Below are 18,160 nucleotides of genomic sequence, written 5' to 3'. Positions count from 1 at the left end.
CAGTGCCCGACCCGACCCCGCCACCGGCCGAGGCCCACGTCGATCTCTACTGCGGTGGGTGACCCTGCACGATTCTGATCGAGCGTCGGGCTAGACGGTATGGAGTGACCGCTCGGGGTTGCTGAGTGGTTGCGGGCCGGGGCCTCACTCACACAGATTCGTGGGTTACCGAGCAGGGGCCGCCTGCTCGGCCTATCCGACATGTGTGGGAGGCCCCGGTGTTTCCGAGCGTACGAGTGTTGGGCTTGATGTGCACGCCAGGTCGGTTGCGGCGGCGGCGATTGATGGTGTGACGGGCGAGTTGGTGCAGTCGAGGCTGACTCCGTCGTATGACCACATCGCTGGCTGGCTGCGTGGTCTGCCTGGTCCGGTGGCGGTGGCTTACGAGGCCGGCCCGACCGGGTTCGGCCTGTTTCGGTATCTCACCGCCGCGGGGATCCGGTGTGAGGTGGTGGCGCCGTCGAAGCTTCAGAAGCCGGCTGGTGATCGGATCAAGACCGATGCCAAGGACGCGATCCATCTGGCGCGGCTGCTGCGGTTGGACGAGGTCACCGCGGTGGCGATCCCGGGCGTGGAGCAGGAAGCGGTCCGGGATCTGGTGCGGGCGCGGGAGGATTGCCGCGCTGACCTGAAGCGGGCCAGGCACCGGCTGTCGAAGCTGCTGTTGCGCCACGGGATTGTCTACTGCGGCGGTGCCGCGTGGACCGGCCAGCACGACGCGTGGCTGCGTCGCGAGGCGCTGCCGCAGCTGGGATCGCCTGTGACGCGGCTGGCCTTCGATTCGGGGTATGAGTCCGTGCTCGCGACGAAGGCCCGGCGTGACCGGCTCGACGAACAGATCGAGCAGATCGCCGCCGACTCCGAATTCACCCCACTCGTGCAGCGGCTGGGGTGTCTGCGCGGGATCAGCACCCTGACCGGGCTCGCGCTGGCTGTCGAGATCGGCGACTGGCACCGGTTCACCGGCGGCACCATCGCAACCTTCGTCGGACTCGTCCCGTCGGAGTACTCCTCCGGGCAGTTACGAGCACAGGGCTCGATCACCAAGACCGGCAACGGCCACGCGCGGCGGCTGCTGGTCGAGGCCGCCTGGCACCACCGCGCCCGCTACCGGATCGGGAAGACCATGCGCGACCGTTGGAACCTCGCGCCGGCCGCGGCCAGGATCCGCGGTGACGAGGGCAACCACAGACTCCACCAGCGCTGGGTCCGGTTCATCGAACGCCGCAAACGACACACCGTCGCCAACGTCGCCGTCGCCCGCGAGCTGGCCGGCTGGTGCTGGTCCCTGGCCGTCATGGACGACTGACACCCGAACCGGCTTCGTCGACCACACCAGTGGCAGCAGCGCGTGGAGCGACCCGCGATACCTCTATGAGCAGACCCAACCAGTCCACGCTCGTCCCTAGACACGCGGACCCGCTCCAGCCGAACCACCGTCCTGCGGTAACCAACCCGCGCATATCAGTCTGACCGCGCGTCGCCAACGACACGCTCACCACCAGCACGGCCGACGAAACCACGAAGCGCCCGCCCCGAAACAACCAACCGGGACGGGCGCTTCACCCTGCCACTTGACAGAAACTCACTCCATATCAGCGGTGCGCGGCACCTTGGTCGCCTGGAGGCTGTGGGGTGTCGGGCGCTCTAACAGGCAAAAGTGATATTGCCTGTTAGGGTTAGGTGCGGAGGTGGTTCGGGTGTCGTATCGGCCGGAGTTGATTGGCGGGCATCTTGCGCTCGACCTTGTGAACACTGTGGCGTGGCGGCTCGATCCCGGGCGGGCGGTCGATCGGTTCACCGAGCTGTCGAACGTGGAGCGGTGGCTGCTTGCCGCCGGCGTGATCACGGATGGCGGAGTGGTGACGCGACGGTTGCGCGACGACCTGGTGGCTGCGCGGGACATCGCGTACGACGTCCTCGCAAGCCTCGCCATCGGGGACCGGCCGGCCCGCGCCGCAATCGACGCTCTGCACGGCCTCGTTTCCGAGGTGGTCCGGTCGGCATCCGTCGAGGTGAGTCCGTTCGGGTGGCGGGCCGACGATCCGGGTGGCGTCGTCCGACTGGCAGTCTGGCGGCTGTTCGAGGACGAAGACCTGGGCCGGTTGCGCCAGTGCGGAGATGACGGCTGTGGCTGGCTGTTCCTGGACCGGAGCAAGAACGGCTCGCGCCGGTGGTGCAGTTCGGCCGACTGCGGCAACCGGGCTCGCGCTCGCCGGCATTACCAGCGAGCCCGAGACGAATCGACAGCATGACGGAGTCTGGTCGGCAGTCGTTCGCCCGAGGGCTTCGTCTCGGCATCGGACCGGCGCTCGCGACCTGCGTACTGGCACTGAACTTCGGTGCCGAAGCGCGGGCACGAGGCTGGGGGACCGTGGTGCCGGTGGCCTTCTCCGCGTTCGCGTTCAGCGGCTCGGCACAGTTCACGTTGCTAAGTTCGTTGTCCGGCGCAACGGTGCTGGCGGCGATCGTCGCGGCCATGGTGATCAACGTGCGATACCTGGTGATGAGCGTGGCGATTGCGCCGAGCCTGCGCGGAAGCCGGCTGGCGCGCATGCTCCAGGCACAAGCGATCGTCGACGCGTCGTTCCTGGCCGCGCACGACGAGGACGGACGGTACGACGTCTGGCGGATGATCGGAGTCAGCGTCCCCCAATGGATCTGCTGGACCGGAGGCACCGCCATTGGTGTGCTGGCCGCTCCATCGCCGGATCTCATGCACAGGCTCGGCCTCGACGTGGCGTTCCCGGCGTTCTTCATCGTCTTGCTGATCGACGAAGTACGCCGATCCCGCCGCGCGGTCGCTGCCTGTCTGCTCGGCGCGGTGATCGCCGCCGGGCTGTTGTTCGTCACCGGCCCCAGCTATGCGTTGCTCGGCGCCGCTGCGGCCACCCTGATCGGGCTACGACGAAGGAGGCCTCATGAAGCTGTGGCTGTGCGTACTGGCGGTCAGCGCCGCTAACTGGTTGATGAAGGCCGCAGGCCCACTGGTGCTCGGGAAGCGAGATCTCCCGCCGGCACTGGTCAGTGTCACCAAGCTGACTGCTCCGGCGTTGCTCGCAGGTCTGATCGTCACTGACCTCGGCGGCCGCACGATCGACTGGACCCAACTGATCGGAGTAGGCGTTGCCGGCATCCTCAATCTCCTGAGGGTGCCGATGCTGCCGGCAGCCGCCGCGGGCGTCGCCACCACGGCCCTCATCCGCCTCGCGTCGGCCTAGAAGCCCGCGCGGGCGCCGATTGTGTGACTGCCTGGACTACGGATCGATGTCGAGCTCAGGTCGGGTATGGCTTCGGCGATTGCAGGTAGCGGGTGGGGCGGGACTCCCGCCAGCAGGCTCGGTGGTTGGGTGCTCACTTCGACGACAGGACCACCCGTGCCGCGCGATGCTGCGATGGTGCGATCACTCTGCAGCCCTCATGAGCTGAAGGACCGTTTCGAAGGTGAGGCGGTCCAGCTCCGGCCGTGTGATGGAGAGGACGACTGATGATGATCAGCGACACCCGGACCGTGGCCGCCGGCGGGTATGGCTCGATGGCGGCCCGGAGGGTGCTGCTGGTGGACGACGATCCGCGGATCAGGCGACGTCTGCGGCTCGCCCTCGAGGACGAGGGATACCAGGTTCTCGAAGCCACCAACGGGGCGGAGGCGCTGGCGGCGCTGCGTCGCGAGCCGCCGGACGTCGTCCTGCTCGAACTGATGCTTCCGGACCGGCACGGGTTCGGTGTCTGCCGGGAGATCCGCCGGAGCAGCGACGTCCCGGTGATCATGGTGACGGCCCGGACCGACAGCCACGACGTGGTCGCCGGCCTGGAGTCGGGTGCGGACGACTATGTCACGAAACCCCTGGTAGCCAAGGAGCTGTCGGCCCGGATCCGCGCGGTGATGCGCCGGATCGAGCCCGCCTCGCCGCCGCCGTCGCAACAGTTCGCGGTCGGCGATCTGCTGATCGATGTCGCCTGCCTGGAGGCGACGCGGGACGGCTTACCGTTGCCGCTGACCAGGACCGAGTTCAAGCTGCTGGCCGAGTTGGCCGGTGCGGAAGGCGCGATCTGCAGCCGGGAACACCTGCTCTCCAAGGTCTGGGGATACGGGTACTTCGGCGACAGCCGGATCGTCGACGTGCACGTCCGCCGGCTCCGGCTGAAGGTCGAGCGCGACCCGGCGAACCCTCAGCGCGTGGTCACCGCCCGCGGTCTGGGCTACCGGCTGAAGGCCGCGTCCGTGCCGCTGGCGGTTGGGGAGCGGACCCACTAGACCGGCGGACCCGGCGTCTCGAGTACTCATCCATCCTCGGCGCCGGGTCTGCCGCTCCATCATCCGCGTCGGACGATGAGATTCAGAGAGGACTTGAGATGAGGCGCCGTGCGAACTGGCTGAAGGCCTACAGGCTCGTGTGGAGTGGCTTGTGCGGCCTGGTCGGCGTACTGGGCGTGGTGGCAGGACTGTTCTTCGTGCCGACCGATCTGGTGTTCCCGCTGTTCTTCGTCGCCTCCCTGATCGGATCGGCCGTGGCGGCCAATGCCTGGTCGAAGACGGCGGATGCCAGTGTCCCCGCCAGAGCGTGGAAAGCAGCTGTCGTCGCCGGCACAGTGATTGCAGCCGTCGTCGCGTGCGCGGGCTATGTCGTCCTCCTAGGCCCGGCAGGTCCGTCTTTGGTGGTGATTCTCGGTGTCACGTCACCACCCGCGATGCGCTGGTTCGGCCGCCGGCTCGGGCACGTCCCCGGCAGGCTCTTCAACGGTGCGCTCACCACAGCCGAGCTCTGCACACGATGGCAGGACAGCTACGACGCCCTGCGGGCCGCGACCACGGCGGCCGCTCGCCTGCGCATTGTCGAAGCCAGACAGCACTATCTGGACGAACTCGAACGTCGCGACCCCCGCGGACTCAACGCCTGGCTGGGCAAGAACGCCAGCGCCGCCGGCGATCCCAGCCGGTTCCTGGCGGGCGACGACGGCAGAGATTCCCGCTAGCCGGTACCTGGTGTGGACGCCTGCCCGGACGACAGGCAGCCCGGTTCGCATCATCGTTGGTCGTAGACAGGTTGCGCCCGGAACGACAGCAACGCGGTTGCGAGGTAAGCGGACATGGAACGTGCAGACTGGCTGGGCGGTGCTTTCAATTCCACCCAGGCTCGATTTCTGATGATGACGGCGATCACGCATCACCAGCTCAGTTCGCCGAACTGGGGTGCGGACGAGGTCCGCAAGTTGTACGTCGAACTGGCCGAGATCGAGCTGTCGGCGATGGGATTGGTCGCGGCCCTCCGGGGCGGCGCCCAGTGAGGGTCGCGTGACCGTCGCTCTGCGGGAGGCGTGGCGTACCGTCGTACCGGATCGGAACGATCGCCACGGGCCGTTGCAACCACTGATGCTCGTGCTCACGGTGGTCACGGGTCTGGTGGACGCCTTCAGCTATCTGTCCCTTGGTCATGTCTTCGTCGCCAACATGACCGGGAACGTGGTGTTCGGCGGGTTCGCGATCGCCGGAGTCGGCGGCTTCTCGCTCGTCGCCACGGTCGTGGCACTGGCTGCCTTCGCCGGGGGAGCGTTGCTTGGCGGGCGGGTCATTCGCCGGGGCGAGGCGCACCGAGCCGGCATTCTCTACCGCGCACTGGTCGTGGAGGTTCTCCTCGTCGGCGCGGCGTTCGTCGTAGCCGAGCTGTCCGGCACGCCCGGACAGGACGGCACCCGCTATCCGCTCCTCGTCCTGCTCGGGCTCGGACTCGGCGTGCAGAACGCCACTGCCCGGTCGCTGGCAGTCCCCGATCTCACGACCACCGTGCTGACGCTGACCATCACCGGTACGGCGGCCGACAGCCGGCTGGCCGGCGGCCCCGGGTCCAGGGCGGGCCGGCGTCTGTTGTCCGCCGCGGCCATGTTCCTCGGCGGCCTCATCGGCGCACTTGTCCTGCACAGCGGCCGGCACGCGGCACCGCTCTTGATCGCTACCGTGCTGCTCGCGGTCGCCTGCATCACCGCCCGTCGGCTCGCCCGTTCCCGCGCGCCCTGGACTCAAGCCCCGTAGTGCCGTCGCCGTCAGGCCGGGAGCCCCAGCACGTCACGGATAGCGAGAGCGGACAGTCTGGTCTTGGGCAGGAACCCGGCGACCGGGCTCGCCGAGATCAGCTCCGTGTAGTCCTCCTCGGCGTGGGTGGAGACCAGGATCACAGTGGACGGCGCCAGGTCGGTCTCACGGATCAACCGGCGTACGACGTCGAAGCCGCTCTCCCCGCCGAGGTCGATGTCGACCAGCGTGACGTCCGGTCCGAGTTCCGTGGCGCGGCGAACGGCATCGTTCCCGTTCGAGGCAACAGTCACCACCATGCCCTCACGCTCCAGCAGACCGCGAGCAGCCGACAGGAAATGAGGGCTGTCATCGACGATCAAGCAGCGCAACTCCATGGCATCAGCATGTCAACCGTCCGGTCGTCGGACAATCCGGCTACCTGGACCTTGGTGTCACCAGGCTGCGGGAATCCTGCTGGCAGGTACCCAGTGCCCCGTGCTGGCGGTATCGAAGAGGAGCGGGCCGGCTGGCACCGTGGGTGACGTGAAGAACTCGATCAAGCGGTGTCGGCTGCGGACGACCTGACGATGATCGGATTCCTGCAGCAGCTCGGTGGACAGCTCGGGGCGTGGTTCTACGTCATCGCAGGCGGTCTCGCCTGTGCCGAGGCCGCGGTCATGGCCGGGCTGGTCCTCCCCGGCGAGACGGCCTTGGTGGTGGCCGGATTCGCTGCCCGCCAGGGCTGGATCGCCCTGTGGCCGATGGTGGCGGTCGCGGTCGGTTCGGCCGCCCTCGGCGACAGCGTGGGCTACGAGGTCGGTCGCCGACTCGGGCCGAGGCTGCGCTCATCGCGATTGGGTCGCCGGGTCGGTGACGATCGGTGGCGGCGTACTGACGACTTCCTGCGGCGGTACGGCGGACGCGCGGTGCTGCTCGGCCGATTCACCGCGGGCCTGCGAGCGCTGACACCGGGTATGGCCGGCATGGCCCAGATGCCGTACCTGCGCACTTTCCTGCCGTGGAATGCTGTCGGCGCCCTGGTCTGGGGCGCGGGCTGCGTATTGCTCGGCTACGCCTTTGCTGCCTCGCTGGCAACGCTTGCCCACGCTCTGACCTATGTGCCGCTGGTGCTGATCGCCGTGGCCGCGGCCGTCCTCGTCGTCCGCATCCGGAGGAAGCACCGCCGGGTTCGTTGACGACCGCAGGTTTACCGCCAGCCGGTATGGCGAATGGCCGCTCACCCTGACGACTTCCGGGCGTTCTGGCGACACCGTGGAGGGAGGACGGAAGCACCCCGGGAGTGGTCGGAAGGGATTGATCGTGGCAACCCGATCGAGGTTGTGGGCCAAGGCGTTCAGGCCTGCTCGAACGGTACGGCGCTGGACCGCCCTCGTGCGCCGGCCGGCGGTTGTATCGACGCTGGTCCTGTCCTTGACCGGGTACGGAATCGGTCCGCACGTGCAGCCCGACTGCGATCCGCCGACCGTGGCCTCGTCGGCCGCGCGGGTGGCGAAGACGCTGGCCGACGCGTCACCCGGTGATCAGGCCCGGGTGGACGCGACGCTGGGCGCGGCCGGCTCCGCGGAGCGGCCGTTTCTCCTTCAGGCATTGGCGGCCGGGCACAACGCCGACGACATCGTCACGTTCGCGCGGCTGATTCGAGGTGAGAAACCCGAATGGCTGCGCAGACACCTCAGCCTGATCGATCCGGACGGACCGGGATGGGTGGCGTACCGCTTCTCTCCGGTGCAACAGACCGACAACATCAGCTGCGGGTCGATGACGATCCTGATGGCGCGGGCGATGGCAGATCCGCTGTATGCGCTGTACCTCACGACCGGCGACAGCACCGACCGCTCCGATGCGAGCGCGGAGCATTTCCAGGCGCGGCTGACGGCCGAGGAACATCGGATCCACGATGCGACCAACCGCTTCTGGCCGAAGCGGCTGGGCTCGACACCGGCCGGAGTGAGTACCGAGCTGAACCGGCATGCCGACGCTCTGGGAACGCGGTACAAGTCGCGACTGGTCACCGGGACTGGTGGCAAGCAGGCGCTGGAGGATGCGGTCAAATCTGCCGGCAGTCATCAGCCGGTGCCGGTGCTGATCGGTGACTGGATCCCACGGCACTACATCCTGCTGATCGGCCGCGAAGGTTCTGACCTGCTCTTCTACGAACCCGGCTACGCGACGGTGGATCGGATCAGCGCGCAGAGCTTCCTCGACGGCAAGATCGACGTGATCGGCTTCCACCACGTCTACGCGGTGATCACACCCACCCGCTAACCGGTACTCCGTTTTGAGATCAACCGCCCTTCCGCGGTGCGCGTGCGCACCCGGAAGGCATGTGAGAGGAACACACAATGGCAAAGCTGGCATTCATCGGTCTCGGCCTGATGGGCACACCCATGGCCAGTCGGTTGCTCGAGGCCGGTCACGACGTGACGGTATGGAACAGGACGGCTGAGAAGACCAAACCGCTGACCGACCGCGGCGCTACCGCCACATCCACGCCGATGGAGGCGATCGCGGGTGTCGATGCCGCGATCACCATGGTGACCAACGCGGAAGCGCTCGAGCAGGTGGTGTTCGGCGAGGACGGCGTCGCCGCCGCGCTGGTACCGGGGCAGTTGGTCATTGACATGTCGACCGTGGGTCCGGACGCGGTGCGCTCGGTCGCATCCCGGCTTCCAGATGGCGTCGCCATGGTCGACGCACCGGTGCGGGGCAGCGTTCCCCAGGCCACGACCGGCCGGCTGGCTATCTACGTCGGCGCGGATCCGGCCGACTTCCAGCGCGTGGAGCCGATCCTCACGCCACTCGGCACGCTGCACCCCGTCGGCGGGCTCGGAGCGGGTGCGGCCATCAAGGTCGTCGTGAACTCCACGCTCGGCGCGGCGATCGCCGCCTTCGGCGAAGCCCTTGCCCTCGGCGACGACTTCGGCCTGGATCGTTCCGTCGTACTCGACGTACTGAGTGACACTCCGATCGCGGGAACCGTCGAGGCCAAGCGTGCCAATGTGGAATCCGGCAACTACCCTGCAAACTTCAAGCTCAGCCTGGCCCTCAAGGATCTCAACCTGGTCACTGAGATCGCCGACCAGTTCGGCCGGCGGCTGGAGGTGGCGGCGGCGTCACGTGACTGGCTCGAGGAGGCCGCCGCGGCCGGCGCGGGCGACCTCGACTATTCGGCGGTGATCCCCACGATCACTTCGGATGGGGGACGACGTCCTGAGTGACCATGGGCCTCATGCTCGCGATGAGCGCTCGGTGGTGGTGACGGTGGGTCCGGCACCGCGGTCAGGTCGCCGGTGCCGGACGAGGTCGACGACTGCGATCAGCAAGGCCACGAGCATCAGCGCGGAGGCGCTCAGCAGCGCGTCGGAGACCGCCGGTGGGTAGTCATGGTCGGAGCTCATCAGGACGTGGTAGAAGATCGTCGCCAGTACGGCGGTGCCGATCGCCGAGCCGATCCGCTGAGCGGTCTGCAGGGCGCCACCCGCCGCGCCGGCCATCCGTACCGGGACGTGCTGCAAGGACAGCGTGATGTTGGGTGAGGTGACCATGCCGCCGCCCAGTCCGGCTACCAGCAAGGGCCCGGCGGTCGCCCACGCCGCGGTGTCGCCACCGACGTGGCGCAGCAGAAGCGCGGTGGTCACCAGTCCGGCGATCGTCGCGGTCAGGCCGGTCACGGTCAGCACCCGACCGAACCTCGAGACCAGGCGCCCCGCGACAGCCGCCGACACCGCGGCCCCGATCGCGAACGGTGTCACTGCCAGCCCGGAGCGCAGCGGTGAGTAGCCGTATCCGTCCTGGTAGAACAACGCGAGCACCAGCCAGATGCCGGTGAAGCCGATGAAGTAGACCATGCCGATGATCGAGCCGGCGGGAAAGCCAGAGGTGTGTGCCAGCCGTGGGTCGAGTACCGGCTCGCGGCCCCTGCGTGCGGTACGTAGCTCCCACCTGGCGAAGAAGGTCAGCAGCAATGCAGCGACCACGAACAGCCACCAGTCGCCTCCCAGACCGTGGCTCTCGGCCTCCACCGCCGGGAGCAGCAGGCAGAGCACGCCGGCGCCGAGCAGCAGCGACCCGGTCAGGTCCAGGTGGGGCCTGCCGCGGCCAGCTCCCGAACGGGCCGGAACCCAGCGCGCGGCCAGCAGCAGCGCGACCACACCGATCGGCACGTTGACGTAGAAGACCCAGCGCCAGGCATCCGGTCCGGAGATCAGCGTGATGATCAGACCCCCGGCCACGGGGCCTGCCGCGGTGGCCACTCCGATCGTGGCACCGAGAATGCCGAACGCCCTGCCTCGTTCGGCTCCCTGGAAGAGTTCCTGGATCAAGCCGGAGTTCTGCGGTACGAGTATGCCGCCGGCGACGCCTTGCAGCAGCCGTGCGGCGATCAGCAGACCGATGGTCGGCGCCGCACCCGTGAGAGCGCTGGTCAGCACGAACGCGGTCAGGGCGATCAGGAACATCCGGCGCCGGCCCAGCGCGTCGCCGAGCCGGCCGGCCGGTACCAGCGCCAGCCCGAAGCTGAGCGCGTATCCGGACACCACCCACTGCGCGGTTCCGGCCGGCACTGCGAGCACTCGCTCGATGGACGGCAGCGCCACGTTGACGATGCTGACGTCGAGTAGCGCCATGAACGCGGCGAGCTGGGTCACCGCCAAGGTCCGCCACCGCAGCGGATGGCCGGTCGCGGGCGGTGCTGCCGTTGCGCTCGTGGCGCTGATCCGGTCGTTGTCCACGACCACCAGCATCGGCCGACTGATAGTTGCCGGGCATCGCCGCCAGCGGCCATTCCCAGTGCTGGTCAGGAGGGGCTCCGCACCCCCTGCTAGCTGGTGGCACAATCGAGAGCCAGGTTCGGCGGTCTGCCGCGGGCGCCTGCGGCGAGCTGGTCCGTCGGCGTGTCCGAGGGAAGCGATGATGGCACGGAGCCGGCTGAATCCAGCCAGCGCCCGCTGGTTGCGCGGGCTGTTGGCCAGCGTGGCCCTGGTAGCGGTGGTGACCGGTGTGGTCGCGCTGCTCAGGCCGTACGTCCCTGTGCTGAGCCTGCTGGTGTTGTACCTGCTCGCCGTCCTGCCGATGGCGGTGGTGTGGGGAGCGCGGCTGGCGGCGGTCACGTCGGTCCTCAGCGTCGTGGCGTTCGCCTTTCTTCTGCCGCCTGAGGGTTCGGTCTGGCTCGCCGACTCCCGGAACCTGGTGGTGCTCGGGGTGTTCCTGGTGACCTCGTTCGTGGTGTCCGAGCTGGCAGCGCGGTCGCGGCGGGCGGCGGTGGAGTCGGTGCGCCTGACCGAGGAGCAGTCGGCGTTGCGCCGGGTCGCGACCCTGGTTGCGGAGTCGGAGTCGCCCGCGGCGGTGTTCGAGGCTGTCACCCGCGAGGTCGGGCTGTTGTGCGGGGCCGATCTGGCCCGGATGGAGCGCTACGAGGCAGACGGGACCGTGACCGGTGTCGCCGCCTGGACCAGGGTGCCCGCCCGCCTCACTGTCGGCACACGGATCGAGTTGGACGGACTGAGCGTGGCCAGCGAGGTGCGGCAGACCGGTCGGCCGGTCCGGCTCGACAGCTTCGTGGGCGCTACCGGAGCGATCGCCGAGGAAGCCCAGGCGCTGGGGATCCGCTCATCCGTCGGCTGCCCGATCCTGGTGGCCGGCGAGGTGTGGGGGGTGATCGCCGCCTCGACGAAGAGCGATGAGCCCTTCGCGGCGAACACGGAGTCACAGATCGCAAGCTTCACCGAGTTGGTCGCCACCGCCATCGAGAACGCCGAAGCACGGGCCGAGCTGCGCCGGATGGCCGACGAGCAGGCCGCACTGCGGCGGGTGGCGACGCTGGTCGCGCGCGGGGCGGAACGCAGGCTCGTGTTCGCCACGGTGGCCGAGGAGCTCGGCCGGCTGACCGGCGCCGACCTCACCGCGATCTTCCGGTTCGAAGCCGACGGAACGGCGACGCTGATGGGAAGCCGTGGCTTGCTCGAGGACACCATCCGGGTCGGCGAGCGCCGGACGCTGGAGTCGCGGTCGGCGATCGGAACGGTGCAGGCGACGGGCGAGTCGGCTCGGTACGACCTGGACGACGAGATGCGCGGGCGCCTCCCCGAATTCGTTCAGGAATGGGACGTCCGGTCGGCGGTGGCCAGCCCGATCGTCGTCGAGGGGCTCTGCTGGGGTGGCATCACCATCGCATCGCGAGGTCACCCCTTCCACCCGGCCGCCGAGCAGCGGATGGTCGAGTTCACCGAGATCGTCGCCACCGCCATCGCGAACGCGGAGAGCCGGGCACAGCTCACGGCGTCCCGCGCGCGGGTGGTCGCCGCCGGGGACGAGATGCGGCGCCGGCTGGAGCGGGACTTGCACGACGGGGCCCAGCAACGGCTGGTATCGCTCGCTCTCGAACTACGCGTCGCCCAGAGCGGCGTACCGGCGTACCTGCCGAGGCTGCGGACCGACATCGGACAGACCGCCCACGACCTCACCGAGGTGGTGGACGAGCTGCGCGAGCTAGCCCGGGGCATCCACCCGGCGGTCCTGGTCGAAAGTGGCCTCGGCCCGGCCTTGCGGACGCTGATCCGTCGCTCGACCGTCCCGGTCGACCTGGCGGTCGAGACCCAGTCCCGGTACCCGCCGCCGCTGGAGGTTGCGACGTACTACGTCGTGTCCGAGGCACTCACCAACATGGCCAAGCACGCCGGCGCATCGCACGCCGAGGTCTCTCTCGAGGAACGGGACGACGCACTGCGGCTGTCCGTCCGGGATGACGGCGCGGGCGGTGCCGAACCACGCGGTGGATCAGGTCTGGTCGGACTGCAGGACAGAGTCGAGTCTCTGGGCGGGTCGATCCTCGTCATCAGCCCGGTCGGACACGGTACGGCGATCCACGTCTCGCTCCCCTTGGACGGTGCCTAGCCCAACGACACCCCCGCCGGTTGCGTCGGCCGGGACGACGCCGGTGCTCGGCCAGCGGTGGGTGAGCCCGTCCCCGCTCTTGAGGAACCAGACGGACGCGGGCTGTGACCCAGGCCACGGAGTTATCGCTTTGGCAGGTCGTCCAGCGGACGTAGCGTAACGGCAATCTCGTCGTCCGGCGGTCGGAGGAGATCCGGTGGAACACCTCTCCCGACAGTGGCAGCACGGTTCAGACCACCACCGTGGCTCCCGGCGCGGTCCGGGACGCTCGCGCACGGTCCAGTGGGTCTGCGATCTTCTCCGTACCGAACTGCTCAGCGGCGACTGGGCCGAAGCGCCGCTACCTGCCGAAGACGCTCTGATCCGCAAGTACGGCGTCAGCCGCAGCATCATCCGAGACGTACTGGCGATCCTGGCTGAACAGGGACTCGTCGAGCGGGTTCGCGGCGCCGGCACGTTCGCGTTGACCCCGAGCGCGTTGCAGCACGGCATCGAGGTGTCGCAGGATCTCGCGCAGGATGTCAACACTCAGGGGACGCGGGTGGCGATCCGGACGACGTACGCCAGCCTGCATCAGGCGCCCGCGTTCATCACCGAGCGGCTGGAGCTTCCGGTCGGAGCAGAGGTGGTGATCCTGGAGTCGGTCACGTCGCTCGACGGATTTCCACTCAGCATCCGGTCCGCGTTCATGCCGGCCGATCCGTTCGCCGTGCTGCTGACGGGCTCCTTCGCGAGTCTGAACCGATCGCCGTACGAGCTGATCGCCGACGTACTGCATGAGCCGGTCGGTGATACCGAGTTGCAGATCGGCTGCTCGAGCGCGGACCCGATCAGCGCGGAGGCGCTGCGGGTCGACGTCGGGTTCGCCCTCCTCGACACCAGCCGGGTGGTGCGAGCGCTGGACGGCCATCCGTTGGAGTACAGCGTGTCGCACGCGCGCTCCGACCGGCTGGTGTTCGCCACCGTGATGCGCGGGCCGGTATCGAGGACGCCGCCGAGCGGGGCGCCCTCGATGCCGTTGCCTCAGGCCACAGCCACAGGGACGGCCGAGGCCTGAGCGAGCGCGGGCTGCCGCAAGTGCCAATCCGTGTCCTGCTGGTAGGCGTCGCCGGCTCGCAGTACGAGCGCCTCGTCGAACGGTCTTCCGACGAGCTGTAACCCGAGTGGGAGACCTCGTGCGCCGAGCCCCATCGGTATCGACAGCGCCGGGTTACCGACCGCATTCCAATAGGACGTGTGCATCGCACGGAAGCGTTCGGTCGCGAGACTGCCCAGCCCGTCGATCGTGAAGGCCTCGACGCTCGCGGTCGGAGTGACGATCAGGTCGACCTCGGTGAACAATGACGCCAACTCCCGTTGACCGACCCGTCGTACCCGCTGGGCCTGGACGTAGTCGGCACCTGTGTACGCGGCCGCGATGCCGACGCCCTGCCGAGTGGCCGCGAAGTAGTCGGACCACCGGGTGCGCAGATCGGGTGCGTGGTACGCGAACGCCTCGCTCCGCGACGTGATTCCGGTGGCCGCGGTCAGCTCCCGGTAGTACGGCAGCCGCACCGGTACGACGGTCGCACCGCGCGCAGTCAGTACAGCGAGAGCCGCCTCGAGGAGCTCGCCGAGCTGCGGATCCTGGTCTGCCCGGCGGTACTCCGCGAGTGGGTCGACGCCGATCCGCAGCCCACCCAGGTCACCCGTCAACGCGTCCTCGTAGTCCGGCACCGGCTCGTCCACCGAACACGGGTCACTCGCGTCGCACCCCGCCAGGACGGTCAGCATGATCGCGCAGTCACGGGCCGAGCGGGCCATCGGGCCGATGTTGTCGAGGCTGTAACCGAGCGGGACGCACCCCGACTTCGGCACGCGTCCGAAGGTGGCCTTGAGCCCGGAGATCCCGCAGAACGCGGCCGGGATCCGGATGCTGCCACCGGTGTCCGTGCCCAGCCCACCGAGGAACGCCCCGGCCGCCACACCGTTGCCGGTCCCGGAGCTGGACCCGCCTGTCCAGTGATCGGGATTCCACGGGTTGCGGGGGATCGGGAACGGCTTGGACGGATCGGGCACGCCGGTCGCGAACTCCATGGTGGTCGTCTTGCCGCTGATAATGCCGCCCGCGGCGCGGAGCCGGCCCACCACCGGAGCGTCGAGCTGGTCGCCCCAGGCCGGGTCGTGGACCAGGCTCTGGGCGGTGGTCGGTCCCTCGACCGTGGTGATGATGTCCTTGATGCCCAGCGGGATGCCGAGCAGGGGACCGGCCGGATCACCGGCCGCATAGATCTCGTCAGCCGCGGCGGCGGCTTCCCGCGCCGGCTCGTCGAACCGGGCCAGGTAGATGCCGAGCTCGCCGTCATGGGCATCCGCAGCCGTGATCGCCTCGTCCACCAGGCCGGACGCGGTGACCTCGCCGGATCGCAGCGATGCGAGCGCAGCGGAGATCGTCCGCGCGGTCATGGCCGCGCGGAGAAGATCAGGCCCGGTTCCTCGTAACGGGCGGCGGTGACGGAGTACACCAGCGCGGCGTTCTCCCGGGCGGTGCCGAAAGCCGTTGCCATCGGCACCAGTTCGGCTTCGGCCGGCTCTACTCCGGCGAGCGCGAGCACGGTCGCCAGAGGTTCTGATTCGTTGCTCATGGTGTCCTTTCAGGCGGCGAGGGCGTCGACCGGCGGTACGGCGAGGTGCCAGTCGCTGACGCGTTGCAGTGCGTCGGCGACCTTCAGCACTGTGGCCTCGGCGAACGGTTTGCCGACGATCTGCATCGACAGCGGCAGCCCGCTGCTGGAGAATCCGGTCGGTACGGCGACCGCCGGCAGGCCGGTGAGATTCCACTGGCCGGTGTAGCTGGGGGTCAGCAGGCGCTTGCTCGGTGACAGTCCGGCAGCAGGCTCAGCCGGTACCGGCGCGGACGGCGTGATGATCACGTCGTAGCTCGTGAACAGCTCCGCGACCTGACGGGAGAAGAACCGGCGGAACCGCTGCGCCTGGGCGACGTCACCGGCGGTGTAGAAGGCTCCGCGGGCGAGCGTCGGCCGGGTGTGGACGCCGTAGTCGTTCCAGCGGCTGACGAGATCGTTGCGGTGGTAGGCGTACGCCTCTGAGACCATGATGATGTGGTTCGCGTCCTTGGCCTCGGCCGCGTACGGGAGGTCCAGCTCGGTCGAGGACGCACCGAGCCCGACCAGCTGCTTCACGGCCGTGAGCACAGCGTCGTGCATCTCCGGATCCAGCTGCTCGTGGTCGAAGAAGTACGGCATCGGCAGCGCGATCCGCAACCCGTCCACTGAACCGTCCAGCAGTTGCGTGTACGCCGGGACCGGCTGCTGCGCGGAGTTGGGATCAGTCGGGTCGTATCCCGCCATCACCTCGAGCAGCGCCGCGCAGTCCCAGGCGCTGCGTGCCATCGGGCCGATGCTGTCCAGGCTGAAACCGAGCGGGACGACCCCGCTCTTCGGCACCCGGCCGAACGTCACCTTCAGGCCGGTGTGGCCGTTCACGGCAGCTGGGCTGCGGACCGAACCGCCCGTGTCCGTGCCGAGCCCGCCAAGGGCGAGACCGGCCGCGACGGCGATGCCGGTGCCGGAGCTGGACCCGGCCGGCGTGTGGTCGACGTTCCAGGGATTGTGCGGGACCAGGAAGCGTTTCGTTGCGTCGGGCAACCCGCAGGCGAACTCGCTGGTGGTCGACTTGCCCACGAAGACTGCGCCGGCATCACGGAGCCGGGCGACGACCGGTGCGTCCGTCCCGGCTCCCCAGTCCTCGGCGAGCACATGGCTGTTGGCGGTGGTGGGTGCGCCCTTCATCGCGATGATGTCTTTGATCGCGAGCGGGATGCCCTGCAACGGACCGCGATCGTCCCCGGCGGCCAGGGCCGTGTCGGCCGCGCCTGCTTGCTCGAGGGCCGCGTCCGCGGTGATCTCGACGTACGCGCCAAGAGCGGGGTTGAGGGCGACGGCGCGGTCCAGGATCTGCTGGGTCAGTGCGGTAGAGGTGAGGCTGCCGTCGCGCAAGGCGGCCGCTGCGTCCTTGATGGTGGTCATCAGGCGTCCTTTCCGGCGGAGTAGAAGTCGAGCGGGTCGAAGCGGATCGCCGGCTCGTCGGGGTCGAACTCGGGCCGGTACAGCGCGTCGGCCGCCTGTCGCATCAGCGGGTAGTCCCGGATGAACGTGGCCAGCTCGCTCTCGGAGACGGTGAGCTGGGCCGCGGCCAGGATCGCGGGGACGACCTCTGCGGGTGTGGACATTCAAACCTCCTGCGGGTGGGGGAGTGGTACTGCGGAGTCGGCGTACAGGTGGCAGGCGACCGTGCGGCCCTCGGTGACGGCGACCCGCGGCGGTGCGACCTGTGCGCAGACATCCATCGCGAACGGACAGCGGGTACGGAACCGGCAGCCGCTCGGTGGATCGATCGGACTGGGGATCTCAGTGCCGTCGGTGCTGTCGACCGGTTCGTCGCGCGTGCTCTGGGTCGGGTCGAGTGTCGGGACCGAGGACAGCAGCAGTTGGGTGTAGGGGTGTTGGGGGTTGTCGTAAAGCTCCTGCGCATCACCGCTCTCGACCACCTGGCCGAGATACATCACCGCGACGTCGTCGCTGATGTAGCGCACGACATTGAGGTCGTGGCTGATGAAGACGTAGGTCAGCCCGTACTCCTCCTGCAGGTCGCTCAGCAGGTTGAGCACCTGTGCCTGGATCGACTTGTCGAGCGCCGAGACCGCCTCGTCCAGGACGACCAGCTTCGGTTGCAGGGCCAGCGCCCGCGCGATGTTGACTCGTTGGCGCTGCCCACCACTGAGCTGGTGCGGATAGTGCGACGCGTACGCCGCGGGCAGACCGACGTCCCGCATCACCTTCTCGACCCGCTCCGCGATCAACGTCTTCGGCACGCCCTGGACCTGCAGCGGGAACCCGATCGACTCACTGATCGTGGCACGCGGATTGAGCGCCGACGACGGGTCCTGGAAGACCATCTGCATCCGCTGCAGCTCGGCCGGCGTACGGCGTTTGCCGGTCAGCACCTGTTTGCCGTCGAAGATCATCTCGCCGTCGTCGGCCAGGTGCAGGCCGACGATCACCCGGGCCAGGGTGGACTTTCCGCATCCGGACTCGCCGACGATGCCGAGCGTCGTCCCCGGCCGGACCGTCAGCGAGACCTGGTCGACCGCGGACAGCCTGGCCCGGCGTCCGCCGGCCCGGACGTGGAACTGTTTCGAGACGTCGATCAGTTCGAGCAACTCCATCGGGGTTC

The 18,160-nt window shown here is 68.8% G+C and carries 20 protein-coding genes; 13 read left to right on the top strand and 7 right to left on the bottom strand.

The genetic code is table 11. The annotated features are described in order from the left end of the window. Nucleotides 1–205: 205 nt before the first annotated feature. The 8 genes from OG817_RS16615 to OG817_RS16580 all read left to right on the top strand — a co-directional run bounded on the left by OG817_RS16615 (nucleotide 206) and on the right by OG817_RS16580 (nucleotide 6,031). On the top strand, nucleotides 206–1,309 hold the full coding sequence (locus OG817_RS16615) for an IS110 family transposase (RefSeq protein ID WP_406055653.1): 1,104 nt from the start codon (nucleotides 206–208) through the stop codon (nucleotides 1,307–1,309). A gap of 382 nt (nucleotides 1,310–1,691) precedes the next feature. Beyond that, complete coding sequence (locus tag OG817_RS16610; protein WP_406055651.1) at nucleotides 1,692–2,255, top strand: CGNR zinc finger domain-containing protein; 564 nt, start codon at nucleotides 1,692–1,694, stop codon at nucleotides 2,253–2,255. After that, the gene (locus OG817_RS16605; RefSeq protein ID WP_406055649.1) at nucleotides 2,252–2,962 is read left to right on the top strand and encodes an AzlC family ABC transporter permease; all 711 of its coding nucleotides are present in this window, start codon (nucleotides 2,252–2,254) and stop codon (nucleotides 2,960–2,962) included. The genes OG817_RS16610 and OG817_RS16605 overlap by 4 nt, the downstream gene beginning before the upstream one ends. Continuing rightward, the gene (locus OG817_RS16600; RefSeq protein ID WP_406055647.1) at nucleotides 2,922–3,221 is read left to right on the top strand and encodes an AzlD domain-containing protein; all 300 of its coding nucleotides are present in this window, start codon (nucleotides 2,922–2,924) and stop codon (nucleotides 3,219–3,221) included. The genes OG817_RS16605 and OG817_RS16600 overlap by 41 nt, the downstream gene beginning before the upstream one ends. Nucleotides 3,222–3,490: 269 nt before the next feature. Then, the gene (locus OG817_RS16595) at nucleotides 3,491–4,258 is read left to right on the top strand and encodes a response regulator (RefSeq protein WP_406057455.1); all 768 of its coding nucleotides are present in this window, start codon (nucleotides 3,491–3,493) and stop codon (nucleotides 4,256–4,258) included. A 98-nt stretch (nucleotides 4,259–4,356) separates the two neighbouring features. Next, nucleotides 4,357–4,977, top strand: coding sequence for a hypothetical protein (locus OG817_RS16590; protein WP_406055645.1), 621 nt, complete (start codon nucleotides 4,357–4,359; stop codon nucleotides 4,975–4,977). A gap of 114 nt (nucleotides 4,978–5,091) precedes the next feature. Then, on the top strand, nucleotides 5,092–5,289 hold the full coding sequence (locus tag OG817_RS16585) for a hypothetical protein (protein WP_406055643.1): 198 nt from the start codon (nucleotides 5,092–5,094) through the stop codon (nucleotides 5,287–5,289). A 7-nt stretch (nucleotides 5,290–5,296) separates the two neighbouring features. Continuing rightward, the gene (locus OG817_RS16580; RefSeq protein ID WP_406055641.1) at nucleotides 5,297–6,031 is read left to right on the top strand and encodes a YoaK family protein; all 735 of its coding nucleotides are present in this window, start codon (nucleotides 5,297–5,299) and stop codon (nucleotides 6,029–6,031) included. Nucleotides 6,032–6,042: 11 nt separating this feature from the next. Here the strand turns inward: OG817_RS16580 and OG817_RS16575 are convergent, their stop codons facing one another. Continuing rightward, nucleotides 6,043–6,408, bottom strand: coding sequence for a response regulator (locus OG817_RS16575; protein WP_360446233.1), 366 nt, complete (start codon nucleotides 6,406–6,408; stop codon nucleotides 6,043–6,045). Nucleotides 6,409–6,576: 168 nt separating this feature from the next. On the opposite strand from OG817_RS16575, the gene OG817_RS16570 reads away from it, so the two are divergent. The 3 genes from OG817_RS16570 (at nucleotide 6,577) to OG817_RS16560 (ending at nucleotide 9,252) form a co-directional block, all read left to right on the top strand. Beyond that, nucleotides 6,577–7,209, top strand: a complete 633-nt coding sequence (locus OG817_RS16570; protein ID WP_406055639.1) for a DedA family protein — start codon at nucleotides 6,577–6,579, stop codon at nucleotides 7,207–7,209. A 124-nt stretch (nucleotides 7,210–7,333) separates the two neighbouring features. Beyond that, complete coding sequence (locus OG817_RS16565; protein ID WP_406055637.1) at nucleotides 7,334–8,299, top strand: hypothetical protein; 966 nt, start codon at nucleotides 7,334–7,336, stop codon at nucleotides 8,297–8,299. A gap of 77 nt (nucleotides 8,300–8,376) precedes the next feature. After that, on the top strand, nucleotides 8,377–9,252 hold the full coding sequence (locus OG817_RS16560; protein ID WP_406055635.1) for an NAD(P)-dependent oxidoreductase: 876 nt from the start codon (nucleotides 8,377–8,379) through the stop codon (nucleotides 9,250–9,252). A 9-nt stretch (nucleotides 9,253–9,261) separates the two neighbouring features. On the opposite strand, the gene OG817_RS16555 is transcribed toward OG817_RS16560, so the two are convergent. Further along, nucleotides 9,262–10,776, bottom strand: a complete 1,515-nt coding sequence (locus OG817_RS16555) for an MFS transporter (protein WP_406055633.1) — start codon at nucleotides 10,774–10,776, stop codon at nucleotides 9,262–9,264. Nucleotides 10,777–10,945: 169 nt separating this feature from the next. Between OG817_RS16555 and OG817_RS16550 the strand changes: the two genes are divergently transcribed. Together OG817_RS16550 and OG817_RS16545 are read left to right on the top strand one after the other, a co-directional pair. Next, nucleotides 10,946–12,925 (top strand): GAF domain-containing protein, encoded by a 1,980-nt coding sequence (locus OG817_RS16550; RefSeq protein WP_406055631.1) that lies wholly within the window; start codon nucleotides 10,946–10,948, stop codon nucleotides 12,923–12,925. Nucleotides 12,926–13,121: 196 nt separating this feature from the next. After that, nucleotides 13,122–13,982: a GntR family transcriptional regulator gene (locus OG817_RS16545; protein WP_406055629.1), complete on the top strand. Its 861-nt coding sequence runs from the start codon at nucleotides 13,122–13,124 to the stop codon at nucleotides 13,980–13,982. Here the strand turns inward: OG817_RS16545 and OG817_RS16540 are convergent. Genes OG817_RS16540 through OG817_RS16520 form a run of 5 tightly spaced genes read right to left on the bottom strand, consistent with a single transcriptional unit; the run spans nucleotide 13,949 to nucleotide 18,152 of the window. Then, nucleotides 13,949–15,370 carry an amidase gene (locus OG817_RS16540; protein ID WP_406055627.1) on the bottom strand — a complete coding sequence of 474 codons (1,422 nt, stop codon included), beginning with the start codon at nucleotides 15,368–15,370 and terminating at the stop codon, nucleotides 13,949–13,951. The two genes, OG817_RS16545 and OG817_RS16540, sit on opposite strands and share 34 nt — an antisense overlap. After that, on the bottom strand, nucleotides 15,367–15,549 hold the full coding sequence (locus OG817_RS16535) for a hypothetical protein (RefSeq protein WP_396390206.1): 183 nt from the start codon (nucleotides 15,547–15,549) through the stop codon (nucleotides 15,367–15,369). The genes OG817_RS16540 and OG817_RS16535 overlap by 4 nt, the downstream gene beginning before the upstream one ends. A 9-nt stretch (nucleotides 15,550–15,558) precedes the next feature. Beyond that, a complete protein-coding gene (locus OG817_RS16530) occupies nucleotides 15,559–16,953 on the bottom strand; it encodes an amidase (protein ID WP_406055624.1) in 1,395 nt (464 codons plus the stop codon). After that, nucleotides 16,953–17,156: a hypothetical protein gene (locus OG817_RS16525; protein ID WP_360446217.1), complete on the bottom strand. Its 204-nt coding sequence runs from the start codon at nucleotides 17,154–17,156 to the stop codon at nucleotides 16,953–16,955. Before OG817_RS16525 ends, OG817_RS16530 begins: the two co-directional genes overlap by 1 nt. Beyond that, entirely contained in the window at nucleotides 17,157–18,152 is a 996-nt protein-coding gene (locus OG817_RS16520; protein WP_406055622.1) for an ABC transporter ATP-binding protein, read from the bottom strand. It abuts the gene before it with no gap. Nucleotides 18,153–18,160 lie beyond the last annotated feature (8 nt).

Origin of the sequence: Kribbella sp. NBC_00889 (assembly GCF_045207705.1) — a bacterium.
Classification (GTDB): Bacteria; Actinomycetota; Actinomycetes; order Propionibacteriales; family Kribbellaceae; genus Kribbella.
The sequence above is the reverse complement of the archived record's forward strand: the minus strand, read 5'-3'. Positions and strand labels throughout refer to the sequence as shown.

What these genes read in the sequence shown, in the direction of transcription:
- OG817_RS16600 (WP_406055647.1), top strand. Translation starts at nt 2,922, where the DNA reads ATGAAGCTGTGGCTGTGCGTACTGGCGGTCAGCGCCGCTAACTGGTTG.
- OG817_RS16560 (WP_406055635.1), top strand. Translation starts at nt 8,377, where the DNA reads ATGGCAAAGCTGGCATTCATCGGTCTCGGCCTGATGGGCACACCCATG.
- OG817_RS16595 (WP_406057455.1), top strand. Translation starts at nt 3,491, where the DNA reads ATGATCAGCGACACCCGGACCGTGGCCGCCGGCGGGTATGGCTCGATG.
- OG817_RS16605 (WP_406055649.1), top strand. Translation starts at nt 2,252, where the DNA reads ATGACGGAGTCTGGTCGGCAGTCGTTCGCCCGAGGGCTTCGTCTCGGC.
- OG817_RS16520 (WP_406055622.1), bottom strand. Translation starts at nt 18,152, where the DNA reads ATGGAGTTGCTCGAACTGATCGACGTCTCGAAACAGTTCCACGTCCGG.
- OG817_RS16525 (WP_360446217.1), bottom strand. Translation starts at nt 17,156, where the DNA reads ATGTCCACACCCGCAGAGGTCGTCCCCGCGATCCTGGCCGCGGCCCAG.
- OG817_RS16575 (WP_360446233.1), bottom strand. Translation starts at nt 6,408, where the DNA reads ATGGAGTTGCGCTGCTTGATCGTCGATGACAGCCCTCATTTCCTGTCG.
- OG817_RS16555 (WP_406055633.1), bottom strand. Translation starts at nt 10,776, where the DNA reads ATGCTGGTGGTCGTGGACAACGACCGGATCAGCGCCACGAGCGCAACG.
- OG817_RS16590 (WP_406055645.1), top strand. Translation starts at nt 4,357, where the DNA reads ATGAGGCGCCGTGCGAACTGGCTGAAGGCCTACAGGCTCGTGTGGAGT.
- OG817_RS16585 (WP_406055643.1), top strand. Translation starts at nt 5,092, where the DNA reads ATGGAACGTGCAGACTGGCTGGGCGGTGCTTTCAATTCCACCCAGGCT.
- OG817_RS16550 (WP_406055631.1), top strand. Translation starts at nt 10,946, where the DNA reads ATGGCACGGAGCCGGCTGAATCCAGCCAGCGCCCGCTGGTTGCGCGGG.
- OG817_RS16530 (WP_406055624.1), bottom strand. Translation starts at nt 16,953, where the DNA reads ATGACCACCATCAAGGACGCAGCGGCCGCCTTGCGCGACGGCAGCCTC.
- OG817_RS16535 (WP_396390206.1), bottom strand. Translation starts at nt 15,549, where the DNA reads ATGAGCAACGAATCAGAACCTCTGGCGACCGTGCTCGCGCTCGCCGGA.
- OG817_RS16540 (WP_406055627.1), bottom strand. Translation starts at nt 15,370, where the DNA reads ATGACCGCGCGGACGATCTCCGCTGCGCTCGCATCGCTGCGATCCGGC.